The sequence below is a fragment of the Asaia sp. As-1742 genome, from assembly GCF_011753235.1.
GTDB classification, from domain to species: Bacteria; Pseudomonadota; Alphaproteobacteria; order Acetobacterales; family Acetobacteraceae; genus Asaia; species Asaia bogorensis_B.
Genome location: NZ_VWWA01000002.1, coordinates 32,161 through 58,076 on the forward strand (window position 1 = coordinate 32,161; position 25,916 = coordinate 58,076).

General features: G+C 58.9%; 25 protein-coding genes. 17 read left to right on the forward strand and 8 right to left on the reverse strand.

Annotated elements, in window-relative coordinates; translation table 11 throughout:
- Positions 1 to 130 precede the first annotated feature (130 nt).
- The gene (locus F3J08_RS02870) at positions 131 to 1,321 is read left to right on the forward strand and encodes an MFS transporter (RefSeq protein ID WP_205206681.1); all 1,191 of its coding nucleotides are present in this window, start codon (positions 131 to 133) and stop codon (positions 1,319 to 1,321) included.
- 104 nt (positions 1,322 to 1,425) lie between these two features.
- On the opposite strand, the gene F3J08_RS02875 is transcribed toward F3J08_RS02870, so the two are convergent.
- Positions 1,426 to 1,773: a MerR family transcriptional regulator gene (locus F3J08_RS02875; protein WP_166928371.1), complete on the reverse strand. Its 348-nt coding sequence runs from the start codon at positions 1,771 to 1,773 to the stop codon at positions 1,426 to 1,428.
- 81 nt (positions 1,774 to 1,854) lie between these two features.
- On the opposite strand from F3J08_RS02875, the gene F3J08_RS02880 reads away from it, so the two are divergent.
- Entirely contained in the window at positions 1,855 to 2,655 is an 801-nt protein-coding gene (locus F3J08_RS02880; protein ID WP_166928372.1) for an alpha/beta fold hydrolase, read from the forward strand.
- Positions 2,652 to 3,785 (forward strand): MFS transporter, encoded by a 1,134-nt coding sequence (locus tag F3J08_RS02885; RefSeq protein ID WP_166928373.1) that lies wholly within the window; start codon positions 2,652 to 2,654, stop codon positions 3,783 to 3,785. Before F3J08_RS02880 ends, F3J08_RS02885 begins: the two co-directional genes overlap by 4 nt.
- A gap of 98 nt (positions 3,786 to 3,883) precedes the next feature.
- Here F3J08_RS02885 and F3J08_RS02890 read toward each other — a convergent pair whose 3' ends face one another.
- On the reverse strand, positions 3,884 to 4,801 hold the full coding sequence (locus F3J08_RS02890; protein ID WP_166928374.1) for a LysR family transcriptional regulator: 918 nt from the start codon (positions 4,799 to 4,801) through the stop codon (positions 3,884 to 3,886).
- 104 nt (positions 4,802 to 4,905) lie between these two features.
- Here F3J08_RS02890 and F3J08_RS02895 point away from each other — a divergent pair, with 104 nt between their 5' ends.
- The 4 genes from F3J08_RS02895 to F3J08_RS17095 all read left to right on the forward strand — a co-directional run bounded on the left by F3J08_RS02895 (position 4,906) and on the right by F3J08_RS17095 (position 8,664).
- Positions 4,906 to 6,117: an SGNH/GDSL hydrolase family protein gene (locus tag F3J08_RS02895; RefSeq protein WP_166928375.1), complete on the forward strand. Its 1,212-nt coding sequence runs from the start codon at positions 4,906 to 4,908 to the stop codon at positions 6,115 to 6,117.
- A gap of 45 nt (positions 6,118 to 6,162) precedes the next feature.
- Positions 6,163 to 7,197, forward strand: a complete 1,035-nt coding sequence (locus F3J08_RS02900) for an aldo/keto reductase (protein ID WP_166928376.1) — start codon at positions 6,163 to 6,165, stop codon at positions 7,195 to 7,197.
- Positions 7,198 to 7,221: 24 nt separating this feature from the next.
- A complete protein-coding gene (locus tag F3J08_RS02905; RefSeq protein WP_166928377.1) occupies positions 7,222 to 8,286 on the forward strand; it encodes an SDR family oxidoreductase in 1,065 nt (354 codons plus the stop codon).
- A 240-nt stretch (positions 8,287 to 8,526) separates the two neighbouring features.
- Entirely contained in the window at positions 8,527 to 8,664 is a 138-nt protein-coding gene (locus F3J08_RS17095; RefSeq protein ID WP_240149101.1) for a zinc-binding dehydrogenase, read from the forward strand.
- A 128-nt stretch (positions 8,665 to 8,792) separates the two neighbouring features.
- Here the strand turns inward: F3J08_RS17095 and F3J08_RS02915 are convergent, their stop codons facing one another.
- The gene (locus F3J08_RS02915) at positions 8,793 to 9,503 is read right to left on the reverse strand and encodes an SDR family oxidoreductase (protein WP_166928378.1); all 711 of its coding nucleotides are present in this window, start codon (positions 9,501 to 9,503) and stop codon (positions 8,793 to 8,795) included.
- A gap of 85 nt (positions 9,504 to 9,588) precedes the next feature.
- On the opposite strand from F3J08_RS02915, the gene F3J08_RS02920 reads away from it, so the two are divergent.
- Positions 9,589 to 10,587, forward strand: a complete 999-nt coding sequence (locus F3J08_RS02920; protein ID WP_166928379.1) for a LysR family transcriptional regulator — start codon at positions 9,589 to 9,591, stop codon at positions 10,585 to 10,587.
- Here the strand turns inward: F3J08_RS02920 and F3J08_RS02925 are convergent.
- A complete protein-coding gene (locus F3J08_RS02925; RefSeq protein WP_205206685.1) occupies positions 10,515 to 11,375 on the reverse strand; it encodes a LysR family transcriptional regulator in 861 nt (286 codons plus the stop codon). The genes F3J08_RS02920 and F3J08_RS02925 overlap by 73 nt on opposite strands.
- Positions 11,376 to 11,502: 127 nt before the next feature.
- Here F3J08_RS02925 and F3J08_RS02930 point away from each other — a divergent pair, with 127 nt between their 5' ends.
- The gene (locus tag F3J08_RS02930) at positions 11,503 to 11,919 is read left to right on the forward strand and encodes a tautomerase family protein (protein WP_166928381.1); all 417 of its coding nucleotides are present in this window, start codon (positions 11,503 to 11,505) and stop codon (positions 11,917 to 11,919) included.
- Between the two features lie 64 nt (positions 11,920 to 11,983).
- Here F3J08_RS02930 and F3J08_RS02935 read toward each other — a convergent pair whose 3' ends face one another.
- The gene (locus F3J08_RS02935) at positions 11,984 to 13,183 is read right to left on the reverse strand and encodes an MFS transporter (RefSeq protein WP_166928382.1); all 1,200 of its coding nucleotides are present in this window, start codon (positions 13,181 to 13,183) and stop codon (positions 11,984 to 11,986) included.
- 107 nt (positions 13,184 to 13,290) lie between these two features.
- Between F3J08_RS02935 and F3J08_RS02940 the strand changes: the two genes are divergently transcribed.
- Together F3J08_RS02940 and F3J08_RS02945 are read left to right on the forward strand one after the other, a co-directional pair.
- A complete protein-coding gene (locus F3J08_RS02940) occupies positions 13,291 to 13,722 on the forward strand; it encodes a winged helix-turn-helix transcriptional regulator (protein ID WP_370458656.1) in 432 nt (143 codons plus the stop codon).
- A gap of 117 nt (positions 13,723 to 13,839) precedes the next feature.
- The gene (locus F3J08_RS02945; RefSeq protein WP_166928384.1) at positions 13,840 to 14,841 is read left to right on the forward strand and encodes an NAD(P)-dependent alcohol dehydrogenase; all 1,002 of its coding nucleotides are present in this window, start codon (positions 13,840 to 13,842) and stop codon (positions 14,839 to 14,841) included.
- An 18-nt stretch (positions 14,842 to 14,859) separates the two neighbouring features.
- On the opposite strand, the gene F3J08_RS02950 is transcribed toward F3J08_RS02945, so the two are convergent.
- The gene (locus F3J08_RS02950) at positions 14,860 to 15,849 is read right to left on the reverse strand and encodes a GlxA family transcriptional regulator (RefSeq protein WP_166928385.1); all 990 of its coding nucleotides are present in this window, start codon (positions 15,847 to 15,849) and stop codon (positions 14,860 to 14,862) included.
- Between the two features lie 102 nt (positions 15,850 to 15,951).
- Here F3J08_RS02950 and F3J08_RS02955 point away from each other — a divergent pair, with 102 nt between their 5' ends.
- The 4 genes from F3J08_RS02955 to F3J08_RS02970 are packed head-to-tail and all read left to right on the forward strand — an operon-like array spanning position 15,952 to position 19,063.
- On the forward strand, positions 15,952 to 16,500 hold the full coding sequence (locus tag F3J08_RS02955) for a cysteine hydrolase family protein (protein ID WP_166928386.1): 549 nt from the start codon (positions 15,952 to 15,954) through the stop codon (positions 16,498 to 16,500).
- A complete protein-coding gene (locus F3J08_RS02960; RefSeq protein WP_166928387.1) occupies positions 16,497 to 17,492 on the forward strand; it encodes an NADP-dependent oxidoreductase in 996 nt (331 codons plus the stop codon). Before F3J08_RS02955 ends, F3J08_RS02960 begins: the two co-directional genes overlap by 4 nt.
- A gap of 39 nt (positions 17,493 to 17,531) precedes the next feature.
- On the forward strand, positions 17,532 to 18,047 hold the full coding sequence (locus F3J08_RS02965; RefSeq protein WP_166928651.1) for a GNAT family N-acetyltransferase: 516 nt from the start codon (positions 17,532 to 17,534) through the stop codon (positions 18,045 to 18,047).
- Positions 18,044 to 19,063, forward strand: a complete 1,020-nt coding sequence (locus F3J08_RS02970) for a zinc-binding dehydrogenase (protein ID WP_166928388.1) — start codon at positions 18,044 to 18,046, stop codon at positions 19,061 to 19,063. The genes F3J08_RS02965 and F3J08_RS02970 overlap by 4 nt, the downstream gene beginning before the upstream one ends.
- Before the next feature lie 92 nt (positions 19,064 to 19,155).
- On the opposite strand, the gene F3J08_RS02975 is transcribed toward F3J08_RS02970, so the two are convergent.
- Positions 19,156 to 19,608, reverse strand: a complete 453-nt coding sequence (locus tag F3J08_RS02975; RefSeq protein WP_166928652.1) for an Lrp/AsnC family transcriptional regulator — start codon at positions 19,606 to 19,608, stop codon at positions 19,156 to 19,158.
- Between the two features lie 143 nt (positions 19,609 to 19,751).
- On the opposite strand from F3J08_RS02975, the gene F3J08_RS02980 reads away from it, so the two are divergent.
- Positions 19,752 to 20,768 (forward strand): NAD(P)-dependent alcohol dehydrogenase, encoded by a 1,017-nt coding sequence (locus tag F3J08_RS02980; protein ID WP_166928389.1) that lies wholly within the window; start codon positions 19,752 to 19,754, stop codon positions 20,766 to 20,768.
- A 616-nt stretch (positions 20,769 to 21,384) separates the two neighbouring features.
- The gene (locus F3J08_RS02985; RefSeq protein WP_166928390.1) at positions 21,385 to 22,176 is read left to right on the forward strand and encodes an alpha/beta fold hydrolase; all 792 of its coding nucleotides are present in this window, start codon (positions 21,385 to 21,387) and stop codon (positions 22,174 to 22,176) included.
- Positions 22,177 to 22,217: 41 nt separating this feature from the next.
- Here F3J08_RS02985 and putA read toward each other — a convergent pair whose 3' ends face one another.
- Positions 22,218 to 25,784, reverse strand: a complete 3,567-nt coding sequence (putA, locus tag F3J08_RS02990; protein WP_166928391.1) for a bifunctional proline dehydrogenase/L-glutamate gamma-semialdehyde dehydrogenase PutA — start codon at positions 25,782 to 25,784, stop codon at positions 22,218 to 22,220.
- Positions 25,785 to 25,916 lie beyond the last annotated feature (132 nt).

Genomic DNA, 25,916 nt, shown 5'->3' on the forward strand with positions numbered 1-25,916 from the left:
TTCTGTCCATTATGTATGGAACTATAGCCTGATTAATCCGGATCAGGGACCATCTTATCGTGAGGGCAACGAGGGGCGGCAAAGCGGCAGGCAGCTTTGCGCCACGACATGCTTTGGGATGGATGCTTCCATGAGTTCAGAAACGACCGAATATGACCTGTTCACATTGGGACGCCTGCCGCTGGGAGGCCTCCTTGCTTTGGCCACGGCCGGATTCATCACCATCCTGATCGAGGCTCTGCCGGCAGGCCTGCTGCCCCAGATGGGCAGGAGTCTGAACGTATCGGATGCGATGGTGGGGCAGCTTGTCACACTTTACGCAATTGGTTCCCTTGTCGCAGCCATCCCGCTGACCAGCGCCACGCAGGGCTGGCGACGGCGCAGGCTGCTGCTTCTGGCCATCGGTGGTTTTGCTCTCGTCAATACGATCACGGCCGTCTCAACCAGCTATGTCCTGACCCTTGCCGCCCGTTTTCTGGCAGGGGTATCGGCCGGACTGCTGTGGGCGCTGCTGGCTGGTTATGCCAGCCGGATGGTGGTGCCCGCCTTGCAGGGACGGGCCATTGCGGTCGCAATGGTCGGAACACCTCTTGCCCTGTCATTCGGCATTCCTCTTGGCACCTTCCTTGGAACGATGGTTGGTTGGCGTTACACTTTCGGCATCATGACCGCGCTGAGTGTCGGTCTGCTGGGCTGGGTCGTGGCGGTGGTGCCGGACTTTGCGGGCCAACGTCAGGGACGGCATCTGACGCTCAGGCACGTGTTCCTGATGCCGGGTGTGCGGAGAGTCCTGTCCGTCACATTGCTGTTCGTTCTGGCACACAATATTCTCTATACGTACATAGCACCTTTCCTGATACGGGCCGGGATGGGCGGGCAGGTGGATACGGTTCTGTTTGTATTCGGCCTGACTGCCCTTGTCGGGATCTGGCTGGTGGGCACTCTTATCGATCACTGGCTGCGGACGCTGGTCCTGGCGAGTATCGCTCTTTTCATGATTGCAGGCTGCATATTGGGTTTTGCAGGGACCAGTCCGATTGCAATCTACGTCGGGATCGTTCTGTGGGGATTGTCCTTCGGCGGCGCGGCCACGCTGTTCCAGACGGCTTCTGCGCGCGCGGCAGGGGAGGGCGCCGATATCGCCCAGTCGATGATCGTGACCGTGTGGAACGCGGCCATTGCCGGCGGCGGGATTGTCGGGGGCCTGCTACTCGACCATTTTGGCACGACCATCATTCCGTGGGCAGCGACAGTTCTGCTGCTTGGCGCCCTGATGATTGTTCGGACTGGACAATTTCATCGTTCTGCAAGCGTGTGCTGACAGGGCCTGCTGGCACAGCAAAGTCAGTGTGGAAACATCGGAGGAGATGCATCATCTGCTCGGATGGAGAACAAGGTCGCATTGCAAGGCTTCTGGGAGGATAATCAGTCCAGATCGTCGAGATAGCGCGATAGAACTTCCCGGCTACTCTGCATGGTGGCGATCCGTTCATCAATTTTCTGACGTTCTACACGCAGGAGCGTGCGGAGATCATTGCAGGGGTGGAAGTTGGGTTTTTCGTCGATGACGCACGGCAGAATACGACGGATTGCATCGAGTTTCAGTCCCGCATCGCTCAACATCTGGATACGGCGGACAGCGATTTCGTCGTCCTCGTCGTAGTCGCGATAGCCGGAAACCTGACGCTTCGGAGTCAGAAGTCCTTCCTGCTCATAATAGCGCAGCATGCGAATACTGATTCCAGTTCGTCGCGACAATGTGCCGATCTGCATGTTTCAACACCCTTGACCCTGACAGCGCTGTCAGACCGTAGCATTCGTTTTCTGAAGAAAAAACGGGAAAGGAGCAAGGGCATGCCATTCGTAGAGGTTGAGGGAGCACGGGTCAGTTATCGGGTGGATGGACAGGGGCCGGCATTGGTTCTGGTCCACGGAACTGGCGGCGATGCGTGTTCCAACTGGGATGCGATGACGTCCGAACTGACGAAAAATTGGATGGTTATCCGGCCTGATTATTCTGGATCGGGCATGACTGAGGACAGCGGTGCTCCCCTTTCGATCGCCATTCTGGCCCACCAAATCGTCGCCGCTGCCAATGCTGCGGGAGCCAAGAGCTTTTCCATCATCGGTTTCTCGCTCGGCGCTGCGATCGCCATAGCGGCTACGACCGAGTACAAGGAGAGAATACGGTCGCTCGTCCTATTGAACGGCTTTGCGCATGCGGGAGATGCCCGGTCGCAATTGGAGTTCAGGTTCTGGCGCGATCTGATCGACCGTGACCGCGATGCGCTGGCGCGTTTGATCCTGCTGACGGGCTTTACGCCTGAGTGGTTCGATACCCTGTCTGTCGAAGACGTGGACGCCATCGTGAGCCGTATGGTCTCGGATACCAACTGGTCGGGCATGAGGCGCCAGATCGATGTCGATCTGCTTGTCGATGTCCGTCGGGAGGCCGCCGGTCTGTCGTGTCCGACACTGGTGATCGGTAGCATATACGATCACATGGTTTCGGCTGCGCATGGCCGCGAACTGACACGCCTGATTCCGGGCGCGCAGCATGTTGAAATCTCATCCGGCCATCTGGCTCCGATGGAGCACCCGTCGCGGGTTCTGGACGCCATCGAGCCATTCTTGCGCGCTACGCCAACGTCATGATGGCGGTTCTCCTCCTTGCGCTGGGGGCGTTCGTCTGGCAGGTCACGGAATTGCTGCCGATCGGATTACTTCCTCAAATCGCGGCGGGGCTGACGGTCCCCGTGGATCGGGTGGGACTGCTCGTAACCGGTTACGCCTGGCTGGTGGCATTGAGCGCAATTCCCATGACCTATCTCACCGCGCACGTGGATCGACGGAGACTTGTTGGTCTGTTGCTTGTCCTGGTCGGGACGGCGGATCTACTGACGGCGACTGCACCGAACTATGCGACCGTTGCGCTGCTGCGGATCATTCTGGCCTGCGGCCATGGTGTCTTCTGGTCCATCATCGCGGGGCTGGCGACGCGGCTCGCGCCGGATGTGCCTTCTGGCCGGGCAACCGCCTGGGCGTTTTCCGGTATCGCCGTGGCGTTGGCATGCGGTATTCCGATGAGCACTGCTCTGGGGCACTGGTTGGGGTGGCGCTCCGCGTTTGTGGTCTGTGGGTTGCTGGGGTGGACCGCCTTCGCATGTGTGCCGTTTCTGCTGCCAGCGATGCCGGGTGAAAAGCGACATCGCATGCCTTGGGAATTGCTGGCCAATCCAGCGCTGCGTCGTGTCGTCCTGATGACCGGGATGCTCGTCACGGCGCATTTCTGCGCCTACACTTATATCGTTCCACTGTTGACCGATCGTGCCCAAGTGCCATCGAACCTCGTGTCGGTGGAACTGCTGGTTTTTGGGATCGCCGGTGTCATCGGGAACTGGCTCTGCGGACGGCTCGGTCTGTCGGCGTTAATGAAAATCATGATGGCGATCGGAGGCATCATGCTTGCTCAGGTAATCCTGATCGGTGGACGTTATGTCTCTGCCAGTTCCTGGACCGACATGGCGATATGGGGCCTGTCCTCTGCGTTTCTGGTCGTGGGGCTGCAAAGCAGGGTGCTGGAAGTTGCTGTCGGGCGCGAAGATGCTGCGTCTTCGCTTTATGTGGCGGCGTTTAATGTAGGGATTGGAAGTGGTGCGCTTCTTGGCGGTGTTGTCCTGTCTCATGCGGGGATTGCCGGTCTCCCGTGGGTCAGTATGGGTCTTGCGGCTCTCACGTTCGGACCAGTCCTGACGCGACGATCCGACGATCGTCATGATGACTGAGCTACCATGCTTAGAAGGGGCTCTCCATTTTTTTAAAGTAAGTCAATTATACGCATGCCGCGCAATGGCTGATCGAACGCGCTTTATCATGCCACCGATCACTGGTCGGGACTGATGGGCATATTCTCCTTTAGGAAATCAAGAACTGCCCTGATCCGCGCAGGTAGTGTGCCTCGATGCCCGAGATAGACGGCATGGACATCGACGAACCTGTCGCTCTGGAAGTGTTCAAGCACTGATGTCAGCTGTCCGGCAGCGATGTGTGGATCAACCTGAAAAGCCGCAAGGTGTGTCAGCCCCATACCCGCCAGTGCCAGTTCCAGCACCGCGTCACCGTCGCTCGCCAGAGCGCTGCACGCAGGAAGGGGGAAGTGTGCTCCGTTCCCATCCTTCATCTGTGGCCAGCCGTCATGCATGCGATGATAGCCAAAGCCGATCCGTTCATGTCGTCGGAGATCGGCGGGCGTTTCGGGAACACCGCGCGTGGCGAGATAGTCTGGCGACGCGACGATCTTCATTTCCGCCTGTCCCAGCTTGCGGGCCATCAGGCGTGAACTGGTAAGAGGGCCATGGCGGATTGCGATATCCGTGCGGTCTTCCATAAGATCGACCACGGTGTCCGTCAGGACGATGTCGAGGACGATATCCGGATATTGGGTCTTCAGTGCCGGGACAAGAGGCAGCAGGAAACGCCGCCCCATGGGCACGTTGATGTTGATCCGCACGCGGCCCTGCGGCAGGGCGCCGGCTGATGCGCTCTGTTCCGCTTCGGCAAGATCGGCCAGGACCTGCACGCTACGCTCATAGAAGGTGCAGCCCTCGGGAGTCAGCTGCAACTGGCGCGTCGAGCGGTTGAACAGGCGGACGCCCAGTCGTTGTTCGAGCCTGGACACCAGCTTGCTGATGGCGGACGGCGTCATCCCTGAAATCCTGGCGGCGGCGGTAAAGCCGCCCGCTTCCACCACATGGGTGAAGACTTCCATCTCGCCGGCCCGGTTGATTTCCAGTCGTCCCATGATGACTTCATCTCACAAATGATGTGCGTGCGAGCAGTCTAGTGCATCAATCGCGCCTCCTCCACATTTGTCGTCAGGACAGAGTCTTCGGAAAGGTGTGGACGATGGTTGACCCCGAACCCGGGCATGACGGGACCAGCATGGCGGCAACAGGGTGGGTCGGCAGCTGGATGGCGGCACAGCAGCCCGTCTGGGGTGAGTATTTTCCATTTCCCGTCGGTCTGCCGTCCGTCCTGGAAAACGTCACAATCCGGCAGTTCGCGCGCCTCAGTCTGGGCGGTCGCCGCCTGCGTGTGGTGCTTTCCAATGTCTATGGTTCGGCTCCGGTAACAGTCGGGGCGGTGTCGGTGGCGCGGGCACTCGGTCAGGACAGAGCGCTTGAAACAACTCCGCTTGCCGTGACATTTTCTGGAGAGACTTCCGTTATCATCCCACCGGGCGCCGACAGGATGACTGACCCCCTGAACCTCCCGGTCCTGCCCCTCTCCACCGTGGCCATTTCGCTTTACCTGCCGGACACGGTTCATCCGCAAAGCTTTCACTGGGACGGACGATCCACCGCTCTGATTGGCGAGGGGCTGCAAACAGATCGCGCTGCATTTCCTGTTGTCACCACGACAGAGACGAGATTTCTTCTTTCGCGGATTCTGGTCGAAGCACCGGAACATCAGGGCTGCGTGGTCGCCTTCGGGGATTCCATTACCGACGGCAATGGCATTCCCGTAGACACTGAAACGCGCTGGCCCGATTTTCTGGCAGCACGTCTCCAGACAGACCGGGTCTCCGTCCTCAATGCCGGCATCTCGGGAAACCGTCTTTTACGTGATGGCATGGGCCAGTCCGGTCTGACGCGCTTTGCGGGTGACGTCCTGTCGCATCAGGGCGTCAGGGCGATCGTCGTCCTGCTCGGGATTAACGACATCGGAATGCCAGGCACGCCACTGGCACCCGACGATCCTGTTGTCAGAGCCGATGATCTGGTCGCTGGCTACCAGCAACTGATCACCCAGGCGCACGATCGTGGCGTCCGCATCATTGGCGCGACACTTCTGCCTTTCGAGGGGGCGTTACCCGACACGCCTTTTGCCGGGTTCTGGTCGCCCCCGAAGGAACAGGTGCGACAGGACGTCAATCACTGGATCCGGACCACGCAGGCGTTCGATGCCGTCGTGGATTTCGACTGCCTGCTGCGCGATCCCGCGCGTCCCTTCCGGCTGCACCCCGTGTCTGACAGTGGCGACCACCTTCATCCCGGCCCGGAAGGCTATCGGCATATGGCCGGTGGAGTGCCCGTGAGTGATCTCCTCTCAGAGTGAGAGGTCCATCAGTTCAGAAAATATGAGATAAGAAAGGATAGAGTCATGGATTATCGTCATCTGGGTCGGTCCGGCCTGAAGGTTCCTGTCCTGAGTTTCGGGGCCGGGACATTCGGTGGTACTGGCCCGCTGTTCAGCGCATGGGGCCAGACCGATGCGGCCGGGGCAACGCGTCTTGTCGATATCTGCCTCGATGCAGGCGTGAACCTTTTCGATACCGCGGATGTCTATTCCAATGGCGCTTCCGAGGAAGTGCTGGGCGCCGCAATCCGGGGCCGGCGTGACCAGGTCCTGATCTCGACCAAGACGACACTGCCGATGGGCGACGGTCCTTACGATGCCGGGTCCTCCCGGTCACGTCTGCTGCGTGCGGTCGAGGCGTCGCTGACGCGACTGGGTACGGACTATCTCGACCTGCTGCAGCTTCATGCCTTTGACGCGGCAACCCCGGTGGAGGAAGTCCTCTCCACCCTGGATGATCTTATCCATGCCGGAAAGGTCCGGTACATCGGCGTGTCCAACTTTTCCGGCTGGCAGATCATGAAGTCGCTGGCCGTGGCCGATCGTTATGGCTGGCAGCGCTATGTGGTCAATCAGGTCTATTACTCACTGGTCGGCCGCGATTACGAATGGGAACTCATGCCGCTGGGTCTTGATCAGGGGCTGGGGGCCATGGTCTGGAGTCCGCTGGGCTGGGGACGCCTGACGGGCAAACTCAGACGCGGCCAGCCTCTGCCGAAAGATAGCCGCCTTAACCAGACCGCCGGGTTCGGACCACCCGTTAGCGATGACCTCCTGTTCCGGGTTCTGGACGTGCTGGAGGAAATTGCGGCGGAGACCGGGCGGCTGGTGCCCCAGGTGGCTCTGAACTGGCTGACCCGCCGGCCGACCGTCTCGTCCGTCATCATAGGGGCACGCAACGAGACGCAGCTTCGCCAGAACCTCGACGCCGTTGGCTGGGTCTTGAGCGATGACCAGATAGCGCGTCTCAATGCCGCCAGCCTGACGGAAGCCGCCTATCCGTATTTCCCCTATCGGCGGCAGGAAGGCTTTGCGCGCCTGAACCCACCGATCGTCTGAACAGCAAAACAGGAAAAAATACCAATGTCGCATACAGCTCTTGTGGTCGGCGCCACCGGGATTGTGGGCCAGAACCTTGCCGCCCGGCTGGTGGCGGAAGGCTGGACTGTTTACGGTCTGGCCCGGCGGCCACGCCATGACATGGCGCCCGTCCTGCCCGTGGCAGCCGACCTGCTGGATACCGAAACCCTACGGACTGCTCTGGCGGATATCCGCCCGACCCATGTCTATTTCTGCTCGTGGATGCGCCACGCGACAGAAGAAGAGAACTGCCGTGTCAACAGTGCCATGGTGCGCAATGTTTTTGCCGCACTGGCTGAGCCGCAGACGCTCTGTCATGCGGCGCTGACGACCGGGATGAAACATTATCTCGGGCCGTTTGAGTCCTATGCCAGCGGCGCCCCGCCGGAAACACCCTTCCGGGAGGAGATGCCGCGTCTCCCATTGCCCAATTTCTATTATGACCAGGAAGACGCCCTGTATGAGGCATCGGAAAAATACGGGTTTTCATGGAGCGTGCATCGGCCGCACACGATCATCGGTTACGCCGTCGGCAATGCGATGAACATGGGAACGACGCTGGCGGTGTATGCTTCGATCTGTCGCGAGACGGGGCGGCCATTTGTCTTTCCGGGCTCGCCCGCGCAGTGGCATGGGCTGACCGATCTTACCGATGCGCGTCAGCTGGCCAGCCAGTTGCACTGGGCCGGGACGCGCGCTGAAGGGCGCAATCAGGCATTCAATATCGTGAACGGTGACGTTTTCCGCTGGAAATGGCTGTGGCCCCAGCTTGCGGCATGGTTTGGTATCGAGGCCGCCCCCTATCCGGGACAGGCCGCTTCTCTGGAAGCCATGCTGTCGGGTGACGCAGAACTATGGGCGGGAATCAGTGGTCGCCATGGTCTGAAGGAGACACAGATGGGGCGGCTTGCTTCAGCCTGGCATACCGATGCCGATCTTGGACGTCCGGTGGAGTGCGTGACTGATATGAGCAAAAGCCGTCGGGCCGGATTTACAGCGTATCAGTATACGCCGGACTCGTTCTTTGACCTCTTTACGAGACTTCGCGCGGAGAAGCTGATTCCCTGAGATGGAACGTCAGTCTGCAGCATCCCTGCCCAAGGTATGGATATAGCGATCCAGCCATATTTCTTGACCAGATGCGGTAGGGATTCCTGCTTGAGGCCATAATCAGACAGTGAGTGGCCTCGCATTCCATGGCGGAACAATGGTGTCGATTTCGGACCGCGCCCGGATATTGATCGTATCCGTAGTACCAATGCCAGCATTGACGGAATTACCGTTGGCTCTGGCGACCACTTTCGGGAAATGAATGCATTTCTGACAGAACAGGACATCCACCCCGTCATCGATCGGATCTTTCATGTCGAACAGGCAGATGAGGCCTATGATTATCTGCAGAGCGCGAAGCACTTTGGAAAGATCGTGATAGATATGTCATCATAAGACGCTTTCCGGTTTTTCGAAGCTTGCCAGCGTCAGTCCGGCAAGGCCAGGTCCTGGCCCAAGCAGGAAAGCGCTGGCCACTGCACTATGTACACAACATAAATAACCATCATGTATTTTGTAATTTGTTACCGTAAAGCATAACCACCGTCACAATAAAGAGTCGTTCCGTTCATATTGGCATTGTCGAGAAGAAAGAGCGCGGCATCCACAATTTCGTCCAGCAGGGCCACGCGCCCCGAAAGAGTAAGGCCTTTCCATGTGGAAAAAGCGGCTTCACGGATGCTGGAGGGGCGCGCTCTCCATAACTCACTGTCGATCGTGCCGGGAGAGAGACAGTTGACGCGGACGGGAGCCAGTTCTGTGGCCAGCCCTCTCGCCAGCCCTTCGATCGCGGCATTGCAGGCTGTATAGGATGCGCTGCCGAGTGGACGAACCGACGCGGCACCAGAAACCAGAACGATCCCCGACGTTGGTACGAGGTAAGGCAGGGCTGCATGGACAGTCCAGTACTGCCCCCAGAATTTTGAGTGAAACGGGCTCGCGGCAATTTCAGGAGATGCGTCCCGAAAGGAGCCGGTCTGATAACTGGCGGCCGGTGTGAACAGCCCGGTGAGAGGAGGGGCGTCAGAGAAAAAGGAGGACAGGGTCGCACGGTCTGTTACATCGACCATGCGCATCGTTGCTCGCTCGCCGAGAACCCCGGCCGCATGGTCCAGCCGGTCCCGATCTCGTCCCCCAATCAGCACCCTGTCACCACGAGCGACCAGCCGCCGGGCAACGCCGAAACCCATGCCGGATGTTCCGCCGATGATCGCATATGTTCTTTGTATCGTCATGCCCGGAGGATACGGCGGATGCGCCTTCACACGTGGCGAAATTTCATCCTCACATTCATGCACGAAATTCGTTAATCTCTGAAATATGACGAAATGGCTCCATCATGACGGGATACGTGTCTTTCTGACTGTCTGTGAAAACGGCAGTTTTGCCGAAGCAGCGCGGGAGATGCATCTGTCGCCGTCCACCGTTGCGAAGGCGATTGCCCGACTGGAGCAAAGCCTGGAAGTGACGTTGTTCGTGCGAACGACCCGGCGTGTTGCGCTGACGTCTGAAGGGGAACTCTATTATTGGAGTTGCCGGAGAGCGGCGGATGAACTGCAGCGGGCTGAAATCCGGCTTGCAGCCATCCGGCAGCGACCAGTGGGGCATGTCAGGCTCAGCCTGCCTCCCTCGCTCGGTACGGAGGTGATTGCGCCTGCGCTATACAGGCTGGCTCAGGAGTTTGAGGGCCTGACATTCGATATCTCGATGAGCCGGCATAAAGTGGACATGAGCGCTGACGGATATGACCTGGCTGTCAGGATCGGTGCTTTGCCGGACACGACAGAAATAAAAAAGCGGTATCTGGGCAGGCAGGCGGTCATGTTATGCGCGGCGACCGCCTATCTTGACCGGAAGGGGCGTCCTGAGCGTGTGGACGATCTGACAAAGCACGATCTGATTGGTACGGCTCGGGGACGACGGGTGGAACCATGGTGCGTTCGACAGGGGGATGGAACGTCACAGGTATGGGAGCCGTCCAGCCGCCTGATTCTTGATGGCGCGGCTCTGACGTTACGCGCCATACGAGATCAGCACGGTATCGGTCTTGTACCGGAATGGCTGGCACGCCCGTTTGTCGCCACCGGAGAAATCGAAGCCGTGGGATATGAGTGGGTTGGCTCTGCCATGCCCATTCATGCCATATGGCCGGTTTCTCCCCAGATGCTGCCAAAACAGCGGGTTGCATTGAACGCCGCTGCGCAGGCCGTAGCGTCTTTTTTCCATCGACTGCGTGAGCGAACCCGTCAGGCAAATTGTTCCCGGATGAAAGTTGCAAATAAAGTCACTTTCGGGTCTGTTTTTCGGTCCGAAGGATAGAGAACATACATCGGGCGTTCCGGCATGATCAGGTCGGGAAATAATTGAACGAGCCTGCCGTCTTCGATATCACGCTGGAGCAATGTGACTGGCTGCATGATGACTCCGGCACCGTTAATCGCCGCTATTCTCAGCGCATGGCCATTATCGATCCGCAACCGTCCGGTGGACAGGTCAAGCGGCACGATATCACTTTGTGTATTATGCCATGATGAAGACGGCGCGTAACGGAACGCCAGACAGTCGTGGCTTGCCAAAGCTGCGGGGCTCAATGGTGTTCCACGACGAGCCAGATAGGATGGTGCCGCACACAGAATCAGTCGGTACGGCTTGAGTGGCAGCGCGACGACATCGCTGGTTGGTGGTTGACCAATGCGGATGGCGACATCGTAGGCCTCTTTTGTCAGATTGACGCTTCGATCCTCCAGTGAAAGATCAACACGGACACGGGGATATGCCGCCAGAAAGTCCGGAAGCAGCGGGGTCAGTGCTTCCGCTCCGAAAGAGACCGGTGCCGTGACCCGCAAAAGTCCTGTCGGCTCCTGTTCCGTTGCCCGCGCTTCAGTTGCAGCCTGTCCGACGCTCTCCAGAATACTCAGGCACCGCTGATAATAGCTTTCCCCGGCGTGGGTCAGTGCCTGTCTTCGTGTTGTACGATGGAGCAGTGAGGTGCCGATTTCCTTTTCAAGGGCTTTCAAGTGTTTGCCGGCCATGGCAGGTGAGATGCCATGCACGGCAGCAGCTTCGGCTATGCTGCCCTCCCGTACAATGGATGCAAAAACCGACATGCTCCGGAAGAGGTCCATTCGATACCTGTAGTTAATTATGATCCTCTTTTTAGATCATTTATCGACATGAGGTTTCCTGTCTAATCACGATTGGCATGCCCAACGCACCGGCGTGCGAGGGATGCCTATGACGACATCGAGCGATGGAGGAGACAGGATGCCTTTTGCCCATATTATTCTCAGCGGCAGCAATATCGACGAGAGAGTTAAAACATCGATCAGGGAGAGCGTTGAACGCCTTCTTATTGATATTCTGGGTAATTCTCCGCAATTTCTTTCTGTTGTTATTCAAGAAATTCCTTGCGGCGACTGGCATGTCGGCGGCCATGTCCAGGGATTTTCAGCCTATGCGCATGTGCGGGTGACGGAAGGACGAACGACCGAGGAGGCGCGCGCCAAGTTTATTGCGGCTCTCTATGAAGCGTTGGTCATCCTGGCCGGTGGCGCTTTGTCAGAAGCGACTTATATCGTGGTAGAGGAAATGCCCGCCAATTCATGGGGGTTCGGAGGGATTACCCAGAAAATTCGGAAACAGATGAAGTAAAAGGCGCCGCACCTTATGGTTCATCTTGCCCCTGAATTTCAGAGGGGATGATCGATCTGGTCTTCTAGCGGGTTTCTGACTTATCAAAATATGCCAGCGTTAATCCTGCGAGGCCAAGTCCTGTCCCGAGCAGGCAGACGCTGGTCCAGCCTCCATGTGCATAGACCAGAGTGGAAGCAAAGGCGCCGCACGCGCTGCCAAGCGAATAGAAAACCATATAGGCGCCGACAAGACGGCTGCGAGCCTCTGCGTCCGAGGCAAAGATCAGGCTCTGACTGGTGACATGGATCGCCTGAATGGCAAAATCCAGCAGGAGAATGCCAGCCATCAGAAACCACAGAGAGAAAGGCAGGGCGGCCATCAGGCCCCACGCCACCAGGGCCAGAACAAAGGACAGAATGGTTGTCCGGCGCGCGTGTCCCTGATCGGCCCAGATGCCGGCTCGTCCGGCCCCCAGCGCTCCTGCCACGCCTGCAAGGCCAAACAGTCCGACTTCGGTGTGCGAAAGCGAGAACGGAACTGTGCTGAGTGGAAGAACAAGGGGTGCCCAGAGCACGTTGAACATCGCAAAGATCAGAAACGCCAGCATACCGCGGCGGCGCAGGACGGAATTGGTCCGGTAAAGCGAAAGGGTCGAGAAAACCAGGGCAGGATAGGAAAGCGACGCCTCATTTCGCCTTTCGGGAGGCAGGATGCGTGCCAGGGCCAGGGTCATGCCCGCTGTCAGAATGGCAGACGCAAGATAGACGGCCCGCCAGCCGATCGCATCCGTGAGCAAGCCCGCAATGATCCGGGCGCACAGGATTCCGATCACGCCGCCGCTGGTGACCTGCCCGACAACCCGTCCCCGCTCGGCAGGTGCTGCCCAGCCGACCGCGCAGGCGACCAGCGTCTGGACGATGACGGATGAAAGACCGACCAGAAACAGACTTCCAAGCAGCCATCCCCATGAGGGGGACAGCGCAGCGGCAACAAGCGCGGTAGCCGCAGTGAGCCCTTGAATGAGCACAAGACGCCCAGGGAGTATCAGGTCACCCAGCGGCACAATACCGATCAGACCGAGCCCGTATCCGACCTGCGTTGCGGTGATGATACTGCCGATAAGGGCCTGGGCGACACCCAGATCATGGGCGATCTCGTCAAGCATGGGGGCGGCGTAATAGACATTTGCAACGCTCAGTCCGCAGGCGGTTGCCAGCAGCAGAATGAGTGGGGCGGTGAGCGGACGCTGCCGGTTGCAATCGTCAGAAGAAGGAGAGGACATCGGTTGCACCTCATAATAGGTTCTATCATAGAACCTATTGCACCGTGCGTCGTCCAGTTCTATTTTAGAACTATATGAAAATGTGAGGACGTGGGATGGTGAAGCGGGTGAGCCTCAGCGATGCGGAATGCCCGGTGGCCCGGTCGCTGGATGGCATTGGCGACTGGTGGTCGCTGCTAATCGTACGCGACGCCTTCGACGGCGTAAGGCGTTTCGGAGAATTCCAGAAAAGTCTCGGAATATCCAAAGGGATTCTGGCCAGCCGTTTGCAGGGTCTTGTTGCCCTGGGAGTGCTTGCAGTGACGTCGGCATCGGACGGTAGTGCCTGGCAGGACTACGTGCTGACCCCAAAAGGAGAGGCGCTGTTTCCGGTCATTGTCGCATTGAGGCAGTGGGGAGAGGCGTTCTGCTACAGACCCGGGGAACCACATTCGGAACTGGTCGACCGGACAGAGGGAAAACCTCTGGCCCCGTTGATCGTGCGGGATGCGGACGGCGAGATTATCCAGGCACGGGATACCATCGTCAGGAAAATTTGATGAGGCGGTGGTGGAGGCTGGCGCTATGACGGACGACGAGTGCAGTAAAGACAGTGGCGTGTCGCGTCGGTCCAGACCCGGATATGGCATCCGACAAACCGGGGAGGCTCTGGCGTCATGAAATCTTATCTGTTTCCGATCCTGGGCAGTATCGACGATATGGTCCAGCAGGAGAGGCAGATGCCTACACCTGCTTATGGGCAGGTTCTGGTCAGGATGCGCGCGGCATCGCTGAATTATCGGGATCTGACCGTTGCCAGAGGACGGTTGCCCCGTGCCAAAACAGTCGATCTCGTGCCGCTTTCCGATGGTGCCGGAGAAGTTGTGGCCATTGGCGATGGCGTGACGCGACATGTGGTGGGAGATCGTGTGGCGGGCCTGTTCTTTCAGGACTGGGCCGGCGGTGCGCTATCAGAACGGATGGCGGCCTCGGCGCTTGGTGGTCCGGTTGATGGGGTTCTGACGGAATATCGCCTGTTTGATGAGGATGGCCTGATCGAGATTCCAGACCACCTGACCTTTCAGGAAGCGGCAACGCTACCCTGTGCGGCCCTCACAGCCTGGCATGCGCTGTTTGGTGGCGCGCGCACGCTGCTGCCCGGTCAGCGCGTTCTGCTGCTTGGCTCGGGAGGCGTCTCACTCTTTGCGCTCCAGTTTGCCGTTCGGGCGGGCGCGCATGTGATCGCCACGTCCTCTGACGACGACAAACTCGCGCGGATGCGTGACATGGGCGCACAGGAGACGCTCAATTATCGCGATCAGCCGGAGTGGGGGCTGGTCATTGCGGAGCGTGGCGGCGTTGACCATGTCGTCGAAGTCGGGGGCGCAGGGACGTTGCCTCACTCGATGCAGGCCTGCCGCTTTGGGGGAGCCATTCACCTGATCGGTGTGCTGACAGGCGGTCAGATTGATCCCGCCAATATCATGCGGCGGAATCTGTTGCTCGAAGGGGTCAATGTTGGATCAGGTGAGATGTTTGCGGCGATGAACGCAGCTCTCACGATACATCGTCTGCACCCGCTGATTGATCGGGTTTTCCCCTTCGATGAGGCGAGGGATGCCTATCACTATTTTGCGGGAACGCGCGGCATGGGCAAGGTCGTGATCAACATATCATAAGTAAAAATCGGATTGTTTTTATTGCCGGCTCTCGCCCGCCGGACTGATACGCCTCCTATAGTCTGCGGGTGGCTGTCCCATAAGTCGTGTGAAGATTTTCCTGAAAGCCCCACTGTCCTGATATCCGACCTCCCACGCGATCTGGTCCAGTGGCAGGGAAGTGGTTTCCAGCAGATCGCGACCTTTCTCTATCCTCAGATGTTGCAGGTAAGCGAGTGGCGTAAGAGAGGTCGCCTTGTAAAACCGACGCAGGAAAGTCCGTTCTTCCAGTCCGGATATCAGTGTCATATCGGCGACTGTGGCGTTTCGGGCAGGTTCCGTACGCAGCCAGTGCTGGACTTTCAGGATGACTCTGTCGCCATGCGTCAGGTTGGGGGCGAAGTGTCGATACTGTCGCTGATCGTGCCGGGGCGGATCAATCAGCAGATAACGGGCCGTCTCCAGCATGACGGCAGGCCCGAGTAGTCTCTCGATCAGCCGCAAGGCAAGATCCGGCCAGGACATGATGCCGCCAACCGTCAGGATGTCACCATCATCCACCAGCAGGCGATCCGGATCGATCCTGATGGCGGGAAAAGCCTGTTGGAGTCTGGCGGCGGCGCTCCAGTGCGTGGTGGCCGGTCTTCCATCCAGCAGGCCGGTGGCGGCGAGGAGAAATGTTCCCGCACAGACGGAAGCCAGAATGCTGCCGCCTTCATGACAGGCCCGTAGCCACGCCAGCAGGTCCGGAACAGTCTCGGGGGCGGGCGGTCCCGTCAGGCTGGGGGGAATGATCACGACAGATGGAGCATCGGGCAGGGATGCGTTTCCGGTCGTTCCATCCGGACTGCGGCCTGTGATCTGATCGAGATCCATGGAGCGAACCCGTAAGACGGGAGCAGCTTTTCCCAGACGGTCGCGGCTCAGCTTGTCCGCGACACTGAACAGGTCGGCCAGACCGTAAAGCGCTGCTTTTTGGGCGGTTGGGTAGGCGACAAGGATAATGTCCAGTGGGGGCTGACGGTTCATTTGTCGGATATGACCCTGTTTTTGTCATTTCTGCCAGTGGGGGCGTGATCAGGAAGGCGTTAGCGTCGTGTGAAACAGTTTGCACGAGTGGGGAGAAGAGCCATGTCCGATCACGCGCTGATCATCGTTGACCTACAGAACGACTATTTCCCCGGCGGTCGCTGGCCGCTGGTCGGGATCGAAAAGGCGGCTGCCAACGCAGGGCGCGTGCTTGCACAGTTCCGGGAGACAGGAACGCCGGTCATCCATATTCGGCATGAGTTTGAGACCAGCGATGCACCGTTCTTTGCTCCTGGATCAATAGGCGCGCAGATCAACGAACGGGTGCTACCGGAGAACGGAGAGCCGGTTGTGCTCAAACATCATCCCAACGCGTTCAGGGATACGGAACTGAAGGCGCTTCTGGATGGGCAGGGCATCAGGAAACTGACGATCCTTGGCGCCATGAGCCATGTCTGCATCGATGCGACGGTTCGCGCTGCGGTGGATCTCGGATATGACGTCACCGTGGTGCAAGACGCGATCGCCACGCGTGATCTGGAGTTCAATGGCACAGACGTCCCGGCGAAGCAGGTTCATGCCGCGTATATGGCCGCGCTGTCTTTTGCATACGCGACGGTGGTGTCCACGGACGAAAGTCTTGAACGATGATCGAGGTGACTGGGGCGAGAGCCGTCCACCTCGTGCGTCGTCCCGACGGGTTGCCGAAGGAGGACGATTTCGCATTCGTCGATCTCCCGCTGTCGCACCTCGGGGAAGGAAAGATCCTTGTCGAGAATGTTTTTCTCTCCGTGGACCCTTATATGCGCGAGTTCATGGATGTGGTCTGGCCGCTGGACGCCCCACTGGAAGGCCGCGCGATTGGTCGTGTCCTGAAAAGCCGCCATGCCAGTGTTCCGGAGGGCGCCCTGGTGTTCCATCGGGCGGGATGGCGGACCCACGCGGTGATCGACGGTGCGGACGCGCGTGTTCTGCCGCCCCATGCCGGTCTGTCGCCCAGCATATTTCTCGCCGGACTCGGAGGAACGGGGCTCACCGCCTATGTCGGGTTGAAGCATATCGCCGGGCTGAAGGGGGGTGAGACGGTCTTCATCTCCTCGGCGGCGGGTGGCGTGGGGAGCATGGCGGGGCAGATCGCACGTCTGCTTGGGGCGAAGCGGGTGATCGGCAGTGCGGGATCGGAGGAAAAAGTCTCCTTCCTGATCGATGAGATCGGGTTCGACGCGGCCTTCAATTACAAGACCGGTGATATTCGCACGCTCCTTCGCCGCGCTGCACCGGACGGGATCGACGTGTATTTCGACAATGTGGGAGGCGCGCATCAGGAAGCGGCCATCGATGTGTTGAACGATGGCGGCCGGATTGCCTGGTGCGGCGCCATCGCCCAATATAATTCCCCCGATCCGCCGTCCGCGCCGCGAAATCTCTTCGATATCGTGGGGAAGAGCCTGACAGTGCGCGGGTTCCTCGTGCGGAATTTCCGTCACCTGCAAGGGGAGTTCGAAGCCTTCCTGCTGCCGCATCTGCAGGCCGGCGACGTCCGGTCGGTCGAGGCGGTCACGCGGGGATTCGATCATATCGTTTCCGGTTTCATCGGCATGTTGGAAGGGCGCAATGTCGGCAAAAGCATTATCGAGGTATAGCGTGCGGATGGATTGTCATGATCCGGGAATGCGGTCGTGATGATCGAAACCGAGCGGTTGCGCCTCTCGCTCCATCAGGCTACGGACTTCGATGACCTGCGCGAGATGTGGAGCGACCCGCATGTCGTCCGCCATATCAGTGGCGTTCCTTCATCAGAACAGGAAAGCTGGTTTCGCCTTCTCCGTTATCGCGGCCTGTGGGATCTTCTCGGGTACGGATATTGGTGTGTCCGCACCAAAGCGGACGGACGCTATGTGGGCGATGTCGGTTTTGCCGATCTGAAGCGCCCTGTTCAGCCACCCCTGGGGGCTGTTCCGGAAGCCGGGTGGGTTCTGGCGACCTGGGCTCATGGCCAGGGATTTGCGACCGAGGCGCTGCGGGCCGCATTGAGATGGATGGACGACCGCGGTGTGGACCACACGGTCTGCATCATGGCGCCGGAAAACGCGGCATCCCGCAGAGTAGCGGAGAAATGCGGATATTCCCTGAAAGGCAATGTTCGGTTCCGGGAGCAGCCGACACTGCTTTTGCAGCGCGAGAGGCAACGATCATGATGACATCGCTTACTTCGACGTACCATGCATGGACGTGGTTGGAGCCGGGTGAGCCTGAGCAACTTCGACTGGTGGAACAGGTCGTGGCGCCTCCAGGCCCAGGCGAAATACTCGTGCGAAACACCATGATCGCGCTCAATCCGGTTGACTGGAAGGTCATTGCGCAAGGTCCTGCTGAGTGGAAACCAGGGCATGTGCCGGGTGTCGATGGTGTCGGGATCGTCTCGGCGGTCGGGGACGGCGTGAGTGTCCCGGTCGGGGGACGCGTAGCCTATCACCAGGCCATCGGCAAACCGGGCAGCTTCGCGGGCTATACGACCGTGGATGCCGACTGCGCGCTGGTCGTTCCTCAAGGTGTCAGTGACGAGAGCGCTGCGGGAATTCCATGTCCGGGATTGACGGCATGGCAGGCGCTGACCAAGGTGCCGGATATGCCGAACCGGGACGTGCTTGTGACCGGGGCGGGTGGCGCCGTGGCGTTGATCCTGGCGCAACTAGCCTTGCGCCGGAAGTGGCGGGTCTGGGCAACGGCATCGCCCATCCATCGCGAACGGCTTCTGGCGCTGGGCATTGCCGGTGTGTTCGACTATCGCGACGGTGGCTGGTGCGGTCAGTTGACGGACGCTCTTGGGCCGCGTCGTCTTTTTGCCGCGTTTGACACCACGAGCGGGGCGTATGCACGCACTCTGGCGCCGCTGATCGGCTATAATGGCCATCTTGTCTGCATTCAGGACCGGCTGGATGCGCCGCCTCTGTCGCCCTTCACGACGGCGTTATCGTTGCATGAGGTGGCTTTGAATAGTGCCCACGGTCATGCGACGGCGGAGGACTGGCGGGAGTGGCGTCATGCAGGCGCGCAGCTTCTTGAGGCTGTCCAGATCGGCACCCTGGACCTCCAGCCGCATGTCGTCATTGCGTTCGATGATCTGCCAACAAGCCTGTCTGCCTTGAAGCATCAACGGATTAAAGGGAAGAAAATTCTGGTCCGCGTTGAAATGACACGTCATTACAGATGATGCTTAAAGATTGGAAAACAGAAGGTTAGTTATTGGAAACTCCTTAACGTACCGAAAGAATTCGCTTGGGAGATAGGTGGAACAGTGCATCATCACGCTCCGTCGTCGCGTCCCAAAGGCGGCAAACGTCGCGCAACGGGCTGTCCTTTGACAATGGCTGTATTGGTGCGGGCCTTGTCATGAAAGCGGTCGAGGATGGCATCCAGTTCCTCGATGGTGCGGATATAAAGCCGGCCGACGAAACAATCCTCACCTGTGACGCGATCGCACTCAACGAATTCCGGTGTATCCTGGATCATCTTCTGGACTTCATGCAGGGTTCCGGGCAACGGATTGATCCGCACCAGGGCCTGCAGCGGAAATCCGAGTTTGCGCGCATCCAGCACGGCGGTGTAGCCACGGATGAAACCGCGCTCTTCCAGGCGTTTCACTCGCTCTGCAACCGTCGGTGAGGCAAGGCCGACGATTCCGGCCAGTTCTTTGAGTGAGATCCGGGCGCGTTCGGACAACAGGGTGACGATTTTTCGGTCAAGACGATCCAAAATAACGACCTCATCTAATAATAGAGATTTGATATATCCACCTATTTATAGAAGGAATATCACACAATCTACCGTTGATCATGTATCCACGACGGAACGGTCACCTTTTATAATCTGACCATGCTCCAACCTCTGCGGAGATTCCGATGCGCCAGATTGAAGTGCCCGCCAGCTATAACCTCAACGAACTGACCCCTGTTGAGCGACCCGATCCCGGTCAGCCCGGTCCGGGGCAAGTCCTGATCCGCATGAAGGCAGTGTCACTGAATTTTCGCGACCTGATGGTTGTCACGGGATGTGACCGCTGGATGCCCCCTGCCGGGCGTGTGCCGGGTTCCGACGGTGTTGGTGACGTGTTGATGGTCGGCGATGGCGTTACGCGGTTCACGCCGGGCGACCGTGTCATGACCACGATCCTGCCAAAATGGATCAACGGTCCACTTACGCCAGAAAAGCGCACCGGCGGTCTTGGCGGCCCTGCTGCTGACGGCGTGCTGGCAGAACAGCTGGTGCTGGACGCCGAGGGACTTGTACTGGCGCCACGCTACCTGTCGGATGTGCAGGCTGCCACTCTGCCGACAGCGGCGCTGACCGCCTGGCATGCGATCACGCGGGCGGATGCCCTGCGCCCGGATGCGACCATCCTCGTGGGCGGGACAGGCGGCGTGTCGTTATTTGCCTTGCAGATCGGTCTTGCTGCCAGCGCTCGGGTAATCGTCACGTCCAGTTCAAACGACAAGATTGATCAGATGAAAACACTGGGGGCCTATGCTGGAGTCAATTATTGCGACGATACTGCCTGGGCCGATCAGGTCGTCTCTATAACTCAAGGACGAGGTGTGGACCTTGCGATCGACATCGGGGGTGCCAGTTCGTTAAACGAGTCCATTCGGGCAACTGCGATGGGAGGCGCCGTCGCCATTGTGGGACTGGTTGGCGGATTGCAGGCTACGATCAATCTGGCAGAGATCTTCCAGCGTAATCTGCGGCTGGACGGGATTGAAACCGGCTCACGCACAATGCTGGAAGCTATGCTGACCTGGTTCGAGTGCAAGGCGATCATACCGTCCGTTGATCGGGTATTTTCTTTTAACGAAAGCGCAGCAGCGTTGAATTACCTCAAGGCGGGAGAGCATATCGGTAAGGTCTGCATCGCTTATTGAAGCATGTTGCAGTACATCGGATAGTCATGTTGAACTTGCCAACAAACTATACAGGCTCTCTCCGTCTCGGAGTAAGATGACCTCTGTTTCGAAAGGACATGTCGGCTGTTAGCCACGCGTGGTCGCCGATGCGCAGTCCGTATGAGGGCTTCAGCAAGCATGATCGTGGCTCTCAACGAAGAAACCTTGTTTGTTTTAGCAAGAGCCGGGCTTATTAATGTTGTGGGAGGTCAGGCACAGGCATAAAAAAGCCTCTTAAAACAGTTATCTAATTCCGCTTTACTCTCAACTTGCGATTGCTGCAATTTGAGAGCGAATCCTGCCCCCGCAACCAAAATACCCCCCCAATACACAATCCAGACACAGCGTAGCTCTCTCACAGAGAATACGCGTTTATACGCGCGCGTAGGGCTCGCTCCGTTCGCAGCCACGCAAAACCCCTGATCCCGCGTCAAAAACGCCCACCGCCTCATAACAGGCACGAACACTGCCATCAGCGCAACCCAAACACAGGATAATCAAATCCTCGGCAGAAATGGCCCATGGTCTTGTTTCCGCGAAATAACTCATGACAAAGTATTAAACCCGGATGGGGCCATAGAGAGGGCTCACGTTCATGCAGCGTCGAGATGTTCTTGCAGTCATTCCGTTTGTGACAGGGTTGAGTATGGTTTCAGATGCTGCCGCGGCCGAACCCAAAGTGCCGATCGTTCTGGTGCATGGTCTGCATTGTGGTGGCTGGATCTGGCGTTATGTAGCGCCTTTTCTGCAGCATGCGGGCCATCAGGTCATCACGCCAACTCTGACCGGCACAGGCGATCGGGCGCATCTTCTCTCACGCGAGATTACACTTGAGACGCATATCGAGGATATACTGAGTGTCGTCGACATGCTCGATCTGCCGCGTTTCGCGCTCGTGGGGCACTCTTATGGCGGAATGGTAGTCAGCTGCGTGGCTGACCGGATGAGGGATCGTATTGCGAAGCTCATCTATCTGGATGCCCTGATCGCACAACCGGGACTCTCTGCCTTTGATATTCTACCGAGGGGAATGGCAGCGATACGGCGCGAGCGCGCCCGTGTCGGTGGGGCAGATGTTGCCTTTCCAGTACCCCCTGAAAATGCTGTGTTTCTGCCTGATGCTGATCGAAAAGCGTGGTTCATGCGGCATCTGCGCCCTCATCCCGTAGGCACTTATGAGACGCCAGCACGCCTGGAGCAGCCAGCCGGAACGGGGCTGTCTGTTACCTATATTGCCTATGAAAATCCGGCTTTAGGGTCGATCGAGCCCAGCCGCGCCTACGCGAGAGCGCAGTCGGGTTGGCACTATCACAGCGAAGCCGTACCGCATGATGCCGAAATCGTTTTTCCCGAGAGGGTTGCCTCTTTGATCATGGGCGCACTCTGAACCGCCGCAGGGACTGGTTTATCCCTGCGACGGACTCATTGTCAGACCTGCGCCATGAGCGCAGCGTTACCACCTGCGGCGGTGGTGTTGGTGCTGCAGGCATATTCGAGCACCAGCCATTCGAGAGGATAGCTGCCTGACGCGTCGGGCCCATGAAGGGAGACGATCTGGCCGTTGCGGGAGGCGAGATTCTGGAGCAGGTCCGCTGTGAACGATGAATCGCCATTGCCCAGCGCGACATCGATGAGCGTATTGTCTTGCAAGGGGAACACTGCGGCTTCCAGGCCGGGGGGGCGTTCTGGCAGCGCGCGTAGCAGCGTCGCAGGAATGGCGCAGCGATTGCCTGCAGCCAATGCCGCCAGAATTTGAGCACATAAATCTGCTGTTGTAGGGCCTGCACAAAACACCGTGCCTCGGGGGGCGAGGGAGTATGTGTTGGTTTCACCCACGGGGCCAGTGAGCGAGAGGGATGTGCCGAGGGGGGTGTTGTTGCAGGTGGGCAGCGTTATCGTGGGAAGCGTCGTGGCGACCCAGTCAGCGAAGAGCCTGGCTTCGGCAGGGAGGTTATGCAGGAAAGCCGGCGAAAATGCCGGACGCTCAGCGAGTAGTCGGCGCAGATAGAGAGGGCCACCTGCTTTGGGACCTGTGCCTGAAAGTCCGTGGCCACCGAAGGGCTGCACACCCACGACGGCCCCGACCAGATTGCGGTTGATATAGATATTCCCCGCATGGCTCTGGGTTTTCAGGGTTTCTATCGTATCATCGATACGCGAATGAACACCGAAGGTCAGAGCGTATCCCGTGCTATTGATGGCGGCCATGACGTCGGGCAGCGCTTCGCGCCGATAGCGCAGGACATGCAGAACGGGACCGAAAACCTCCCTCTCCAGATCGGAGACAGCGCCGATCTCGATAAGGGTGGGGGGGACAAAGGTGCCGCTCTGCGCTTCGGGGGTCGTGGTTGTCTGAAAGACATCATGTCCTTTTGCTCGGAACGCGTCGATATGCGCCGAGATCATGGCGTGAGCCTCTGCGCTGATCACCGGGCCGATATCGGTCTCCGGCTTTTCGGGCGTACCAGTCCGCAGCTCCTTCATGGCGCCCTTGAGCATGGTCAGCAGGCGGTCTGCACTTTCTTCCTGGATACAGAGCAGACGCAGGGCGCTGCATCGCTGGCCAGCGCTGTCAAAAGCCGAGGCCAGCACATCGGTCACGACCTGTTCTGTCAGGGCTGAGCTGTCGACGATAAGCGCGTTCTGTCCGCCAGTCTCGGCGATGAAGGGAATGGATGTCCCATCCGGGTTGAGGCGATCTGCGAGCTGCTTCTGGATCAGGCGGGCGACATCGGTCGAGCCGGTAAAGAGCACGGCGCGTATTCCCGGATTGGCGACAAGTTGTGCGCCCGCGCGACCATCGCCCGGGATGAGCTGGATGACATCCTGCGGTATGCCGGATGCATGCATCAGACGGACAGCTTCCTGTGCGATGAGAGGGGTCTCTTCGGCAGGTTTGGCCAGCACGGTGTTGCCAACAGCCAGAGCGGCGGCAACCTGCCCGACAAAAATAGCCAGCGGGAAATTCCATGGGCTGATGCAGGCCACGGGCCCCAAGGGCTGGGCAGCAGAGCCAAGATGGTGTGCCTGGGCAGCGTAATAACGCAGGAAATCGACGGCTTCGCGTATCTCGGCCACAGCATTGGCCAGTGTCTTGCCGGCTTCACGTATGATGAGGGCCATGAGGCGCGGTGTTTCGGTTTCCAGCGCCTCGGCTGTCTTTTCCAGAAGAGCTGCGCGCTGCGCGGCACCTGTGTCGCGCCAGCTGGGGAAGGCGCTTGCCGCGCGTGTCAGGGCCTCATCAATGGCTTGCGGGGAGAGAAAGGCAATATGGCCGACGATCTCCGTGGTGCTGGCGGGATTTATGATGGCTTCGCCTTCGGAAGCGACCGGAGCCGGTATGGCCGTGAAGACCGCGGCAAGATCGCGTAGAGTGTTCTCATCAGACAGGTCGAGACCGCGTGAATTCTGCCGCTCAGCGCCATACAGGGCGGGAGGCAGGGCGACGGTGAAGCGGGAGGCTTCCTTTTCTGCCAGGGTAACAGGGCTTGTGATCAGCGCCTCAACGGGAATCGTCGGATCCTGGATGCGGTTGATGAAGGAAGAGTTGGCCCCGTTTTCGAGCAGGCGCCGGACGAGATAGGCCAGAAGTGTCTCATGCGTGCCAACCGGCGCGTAGATGCGTACCGGGCGATCGAGCTTCTGAGGGCCGACGACTTCATTATACAGCCCTTCGCCCATGCCATGCAGGCACTGGAACTCGTATTTCTCGATGGAAAATTCCGGCCCGGCATAGGCGTGTATGCTGGCGAGCGTCTGGGCATTGTGCGTGGCAAATTGCGGGAAGATGGCATCGGGTGCATCCAGCAGTTTTCTGGCGCAGGCGAGGTAAGCAATATCGGTGTGGATCTTGCGCGTGTAGACCGGGAAATCGCTTTGCCCATCGGTCTGGGCACGCTTGATCTCGCTGTCCCAGTACGCACCCTTGACCAGTCGGACCATGAGGCGGTGGCCGCTGCGGCGGGCGAGGTCGATCACCCAGTCCAGCACGAAGGGCGCGCGCTTCTGATAAGCCTGAACGACGAAGCCGATGCCTTTCCAGTCTTTCAGGGCTTCATCTGCACAGAGGGCTTCGAGCAGATCGAGAGAGAGTTCAAGGCGATCGGCCTCCTCGGCGTCGATATTGAAGCCAATGTCATAGGCGCAGGCGAGGTGGGCCAGTTTCGTGACGCTTGGCAGAAGCTCCGCCATGACGCGATCGCGCTGAAGGCGGGTATAGCGTGGGTGCAGGGCGGATAGTTTGATGGAGATGCCTGGGCCACGATAGACGCCCAGACCATTGGAAGCCTTGCCGATTGCATGAATGGCGGTTTCATAGTCGCGGTAATATCGCGCGGCATCCTCCGCCGTCATCGCGGCTTCGCCGAGCATGTCGTAGGAGTAGCGGTAGCCTTTTTCTTCCAGCTTGCGCCCGTTTTTGAGGGCCTCGGTGATGGTCTGTCCGGTGACGAACTGCTCACCCATCAGACGCATGGCCATATCGACACCGCGACGGATGACAGGCTCGCCGCAGCGCTTGAGCAGGGTGTCGAGTGTCTGCGGCAGGCGTCTGGCTTGTGTGGTTGAAAGAAAACCACCCGAGACGATCAGCCCCCAGGTGGCAGCGTTGACGAAAAGTGGCGTTCCCTTGCGGATATGGCCCTGCCAATGGCCCTTGGCGATCTTGTCGCGAATCAAGGCGTCACGTGTTGCGGTATCGGGGATGCGCAGCAGGGCCTCGGCGAGGCACATCAGGGCGACGCCTTCCTGCGAGGACAGGTCATATTCCCTGATAAGGCCCTGCACGAGCCCAGGTGTGCCATTGCGGCGCAGCGCCTCGACCAGTTTGCGGGCCGTGGCACGCGAAGCAGCTTCCTGTGCAGGTGTAAGTGTTGCCTCAATGGACAATGCTGCCACGCGTTCGGGCTCTGGGGCACGCGTATGGTCGGTGATTGCCTGACGCAAGGCGGAACGTTCGGGAGCGATCGTGCGGAAGGCGGCAAAGGGTGCGTTCATCACAGGCCATATCGTTGCTGGTTGTTTATGATCCCTTATGGTGATTTGCGCCAAATGAGTTATGGAAGAATGGGGATAGGGCCATATATTATTCTTCTTTAGGGAATTTCACCGAATATCATTCGGGGGTTG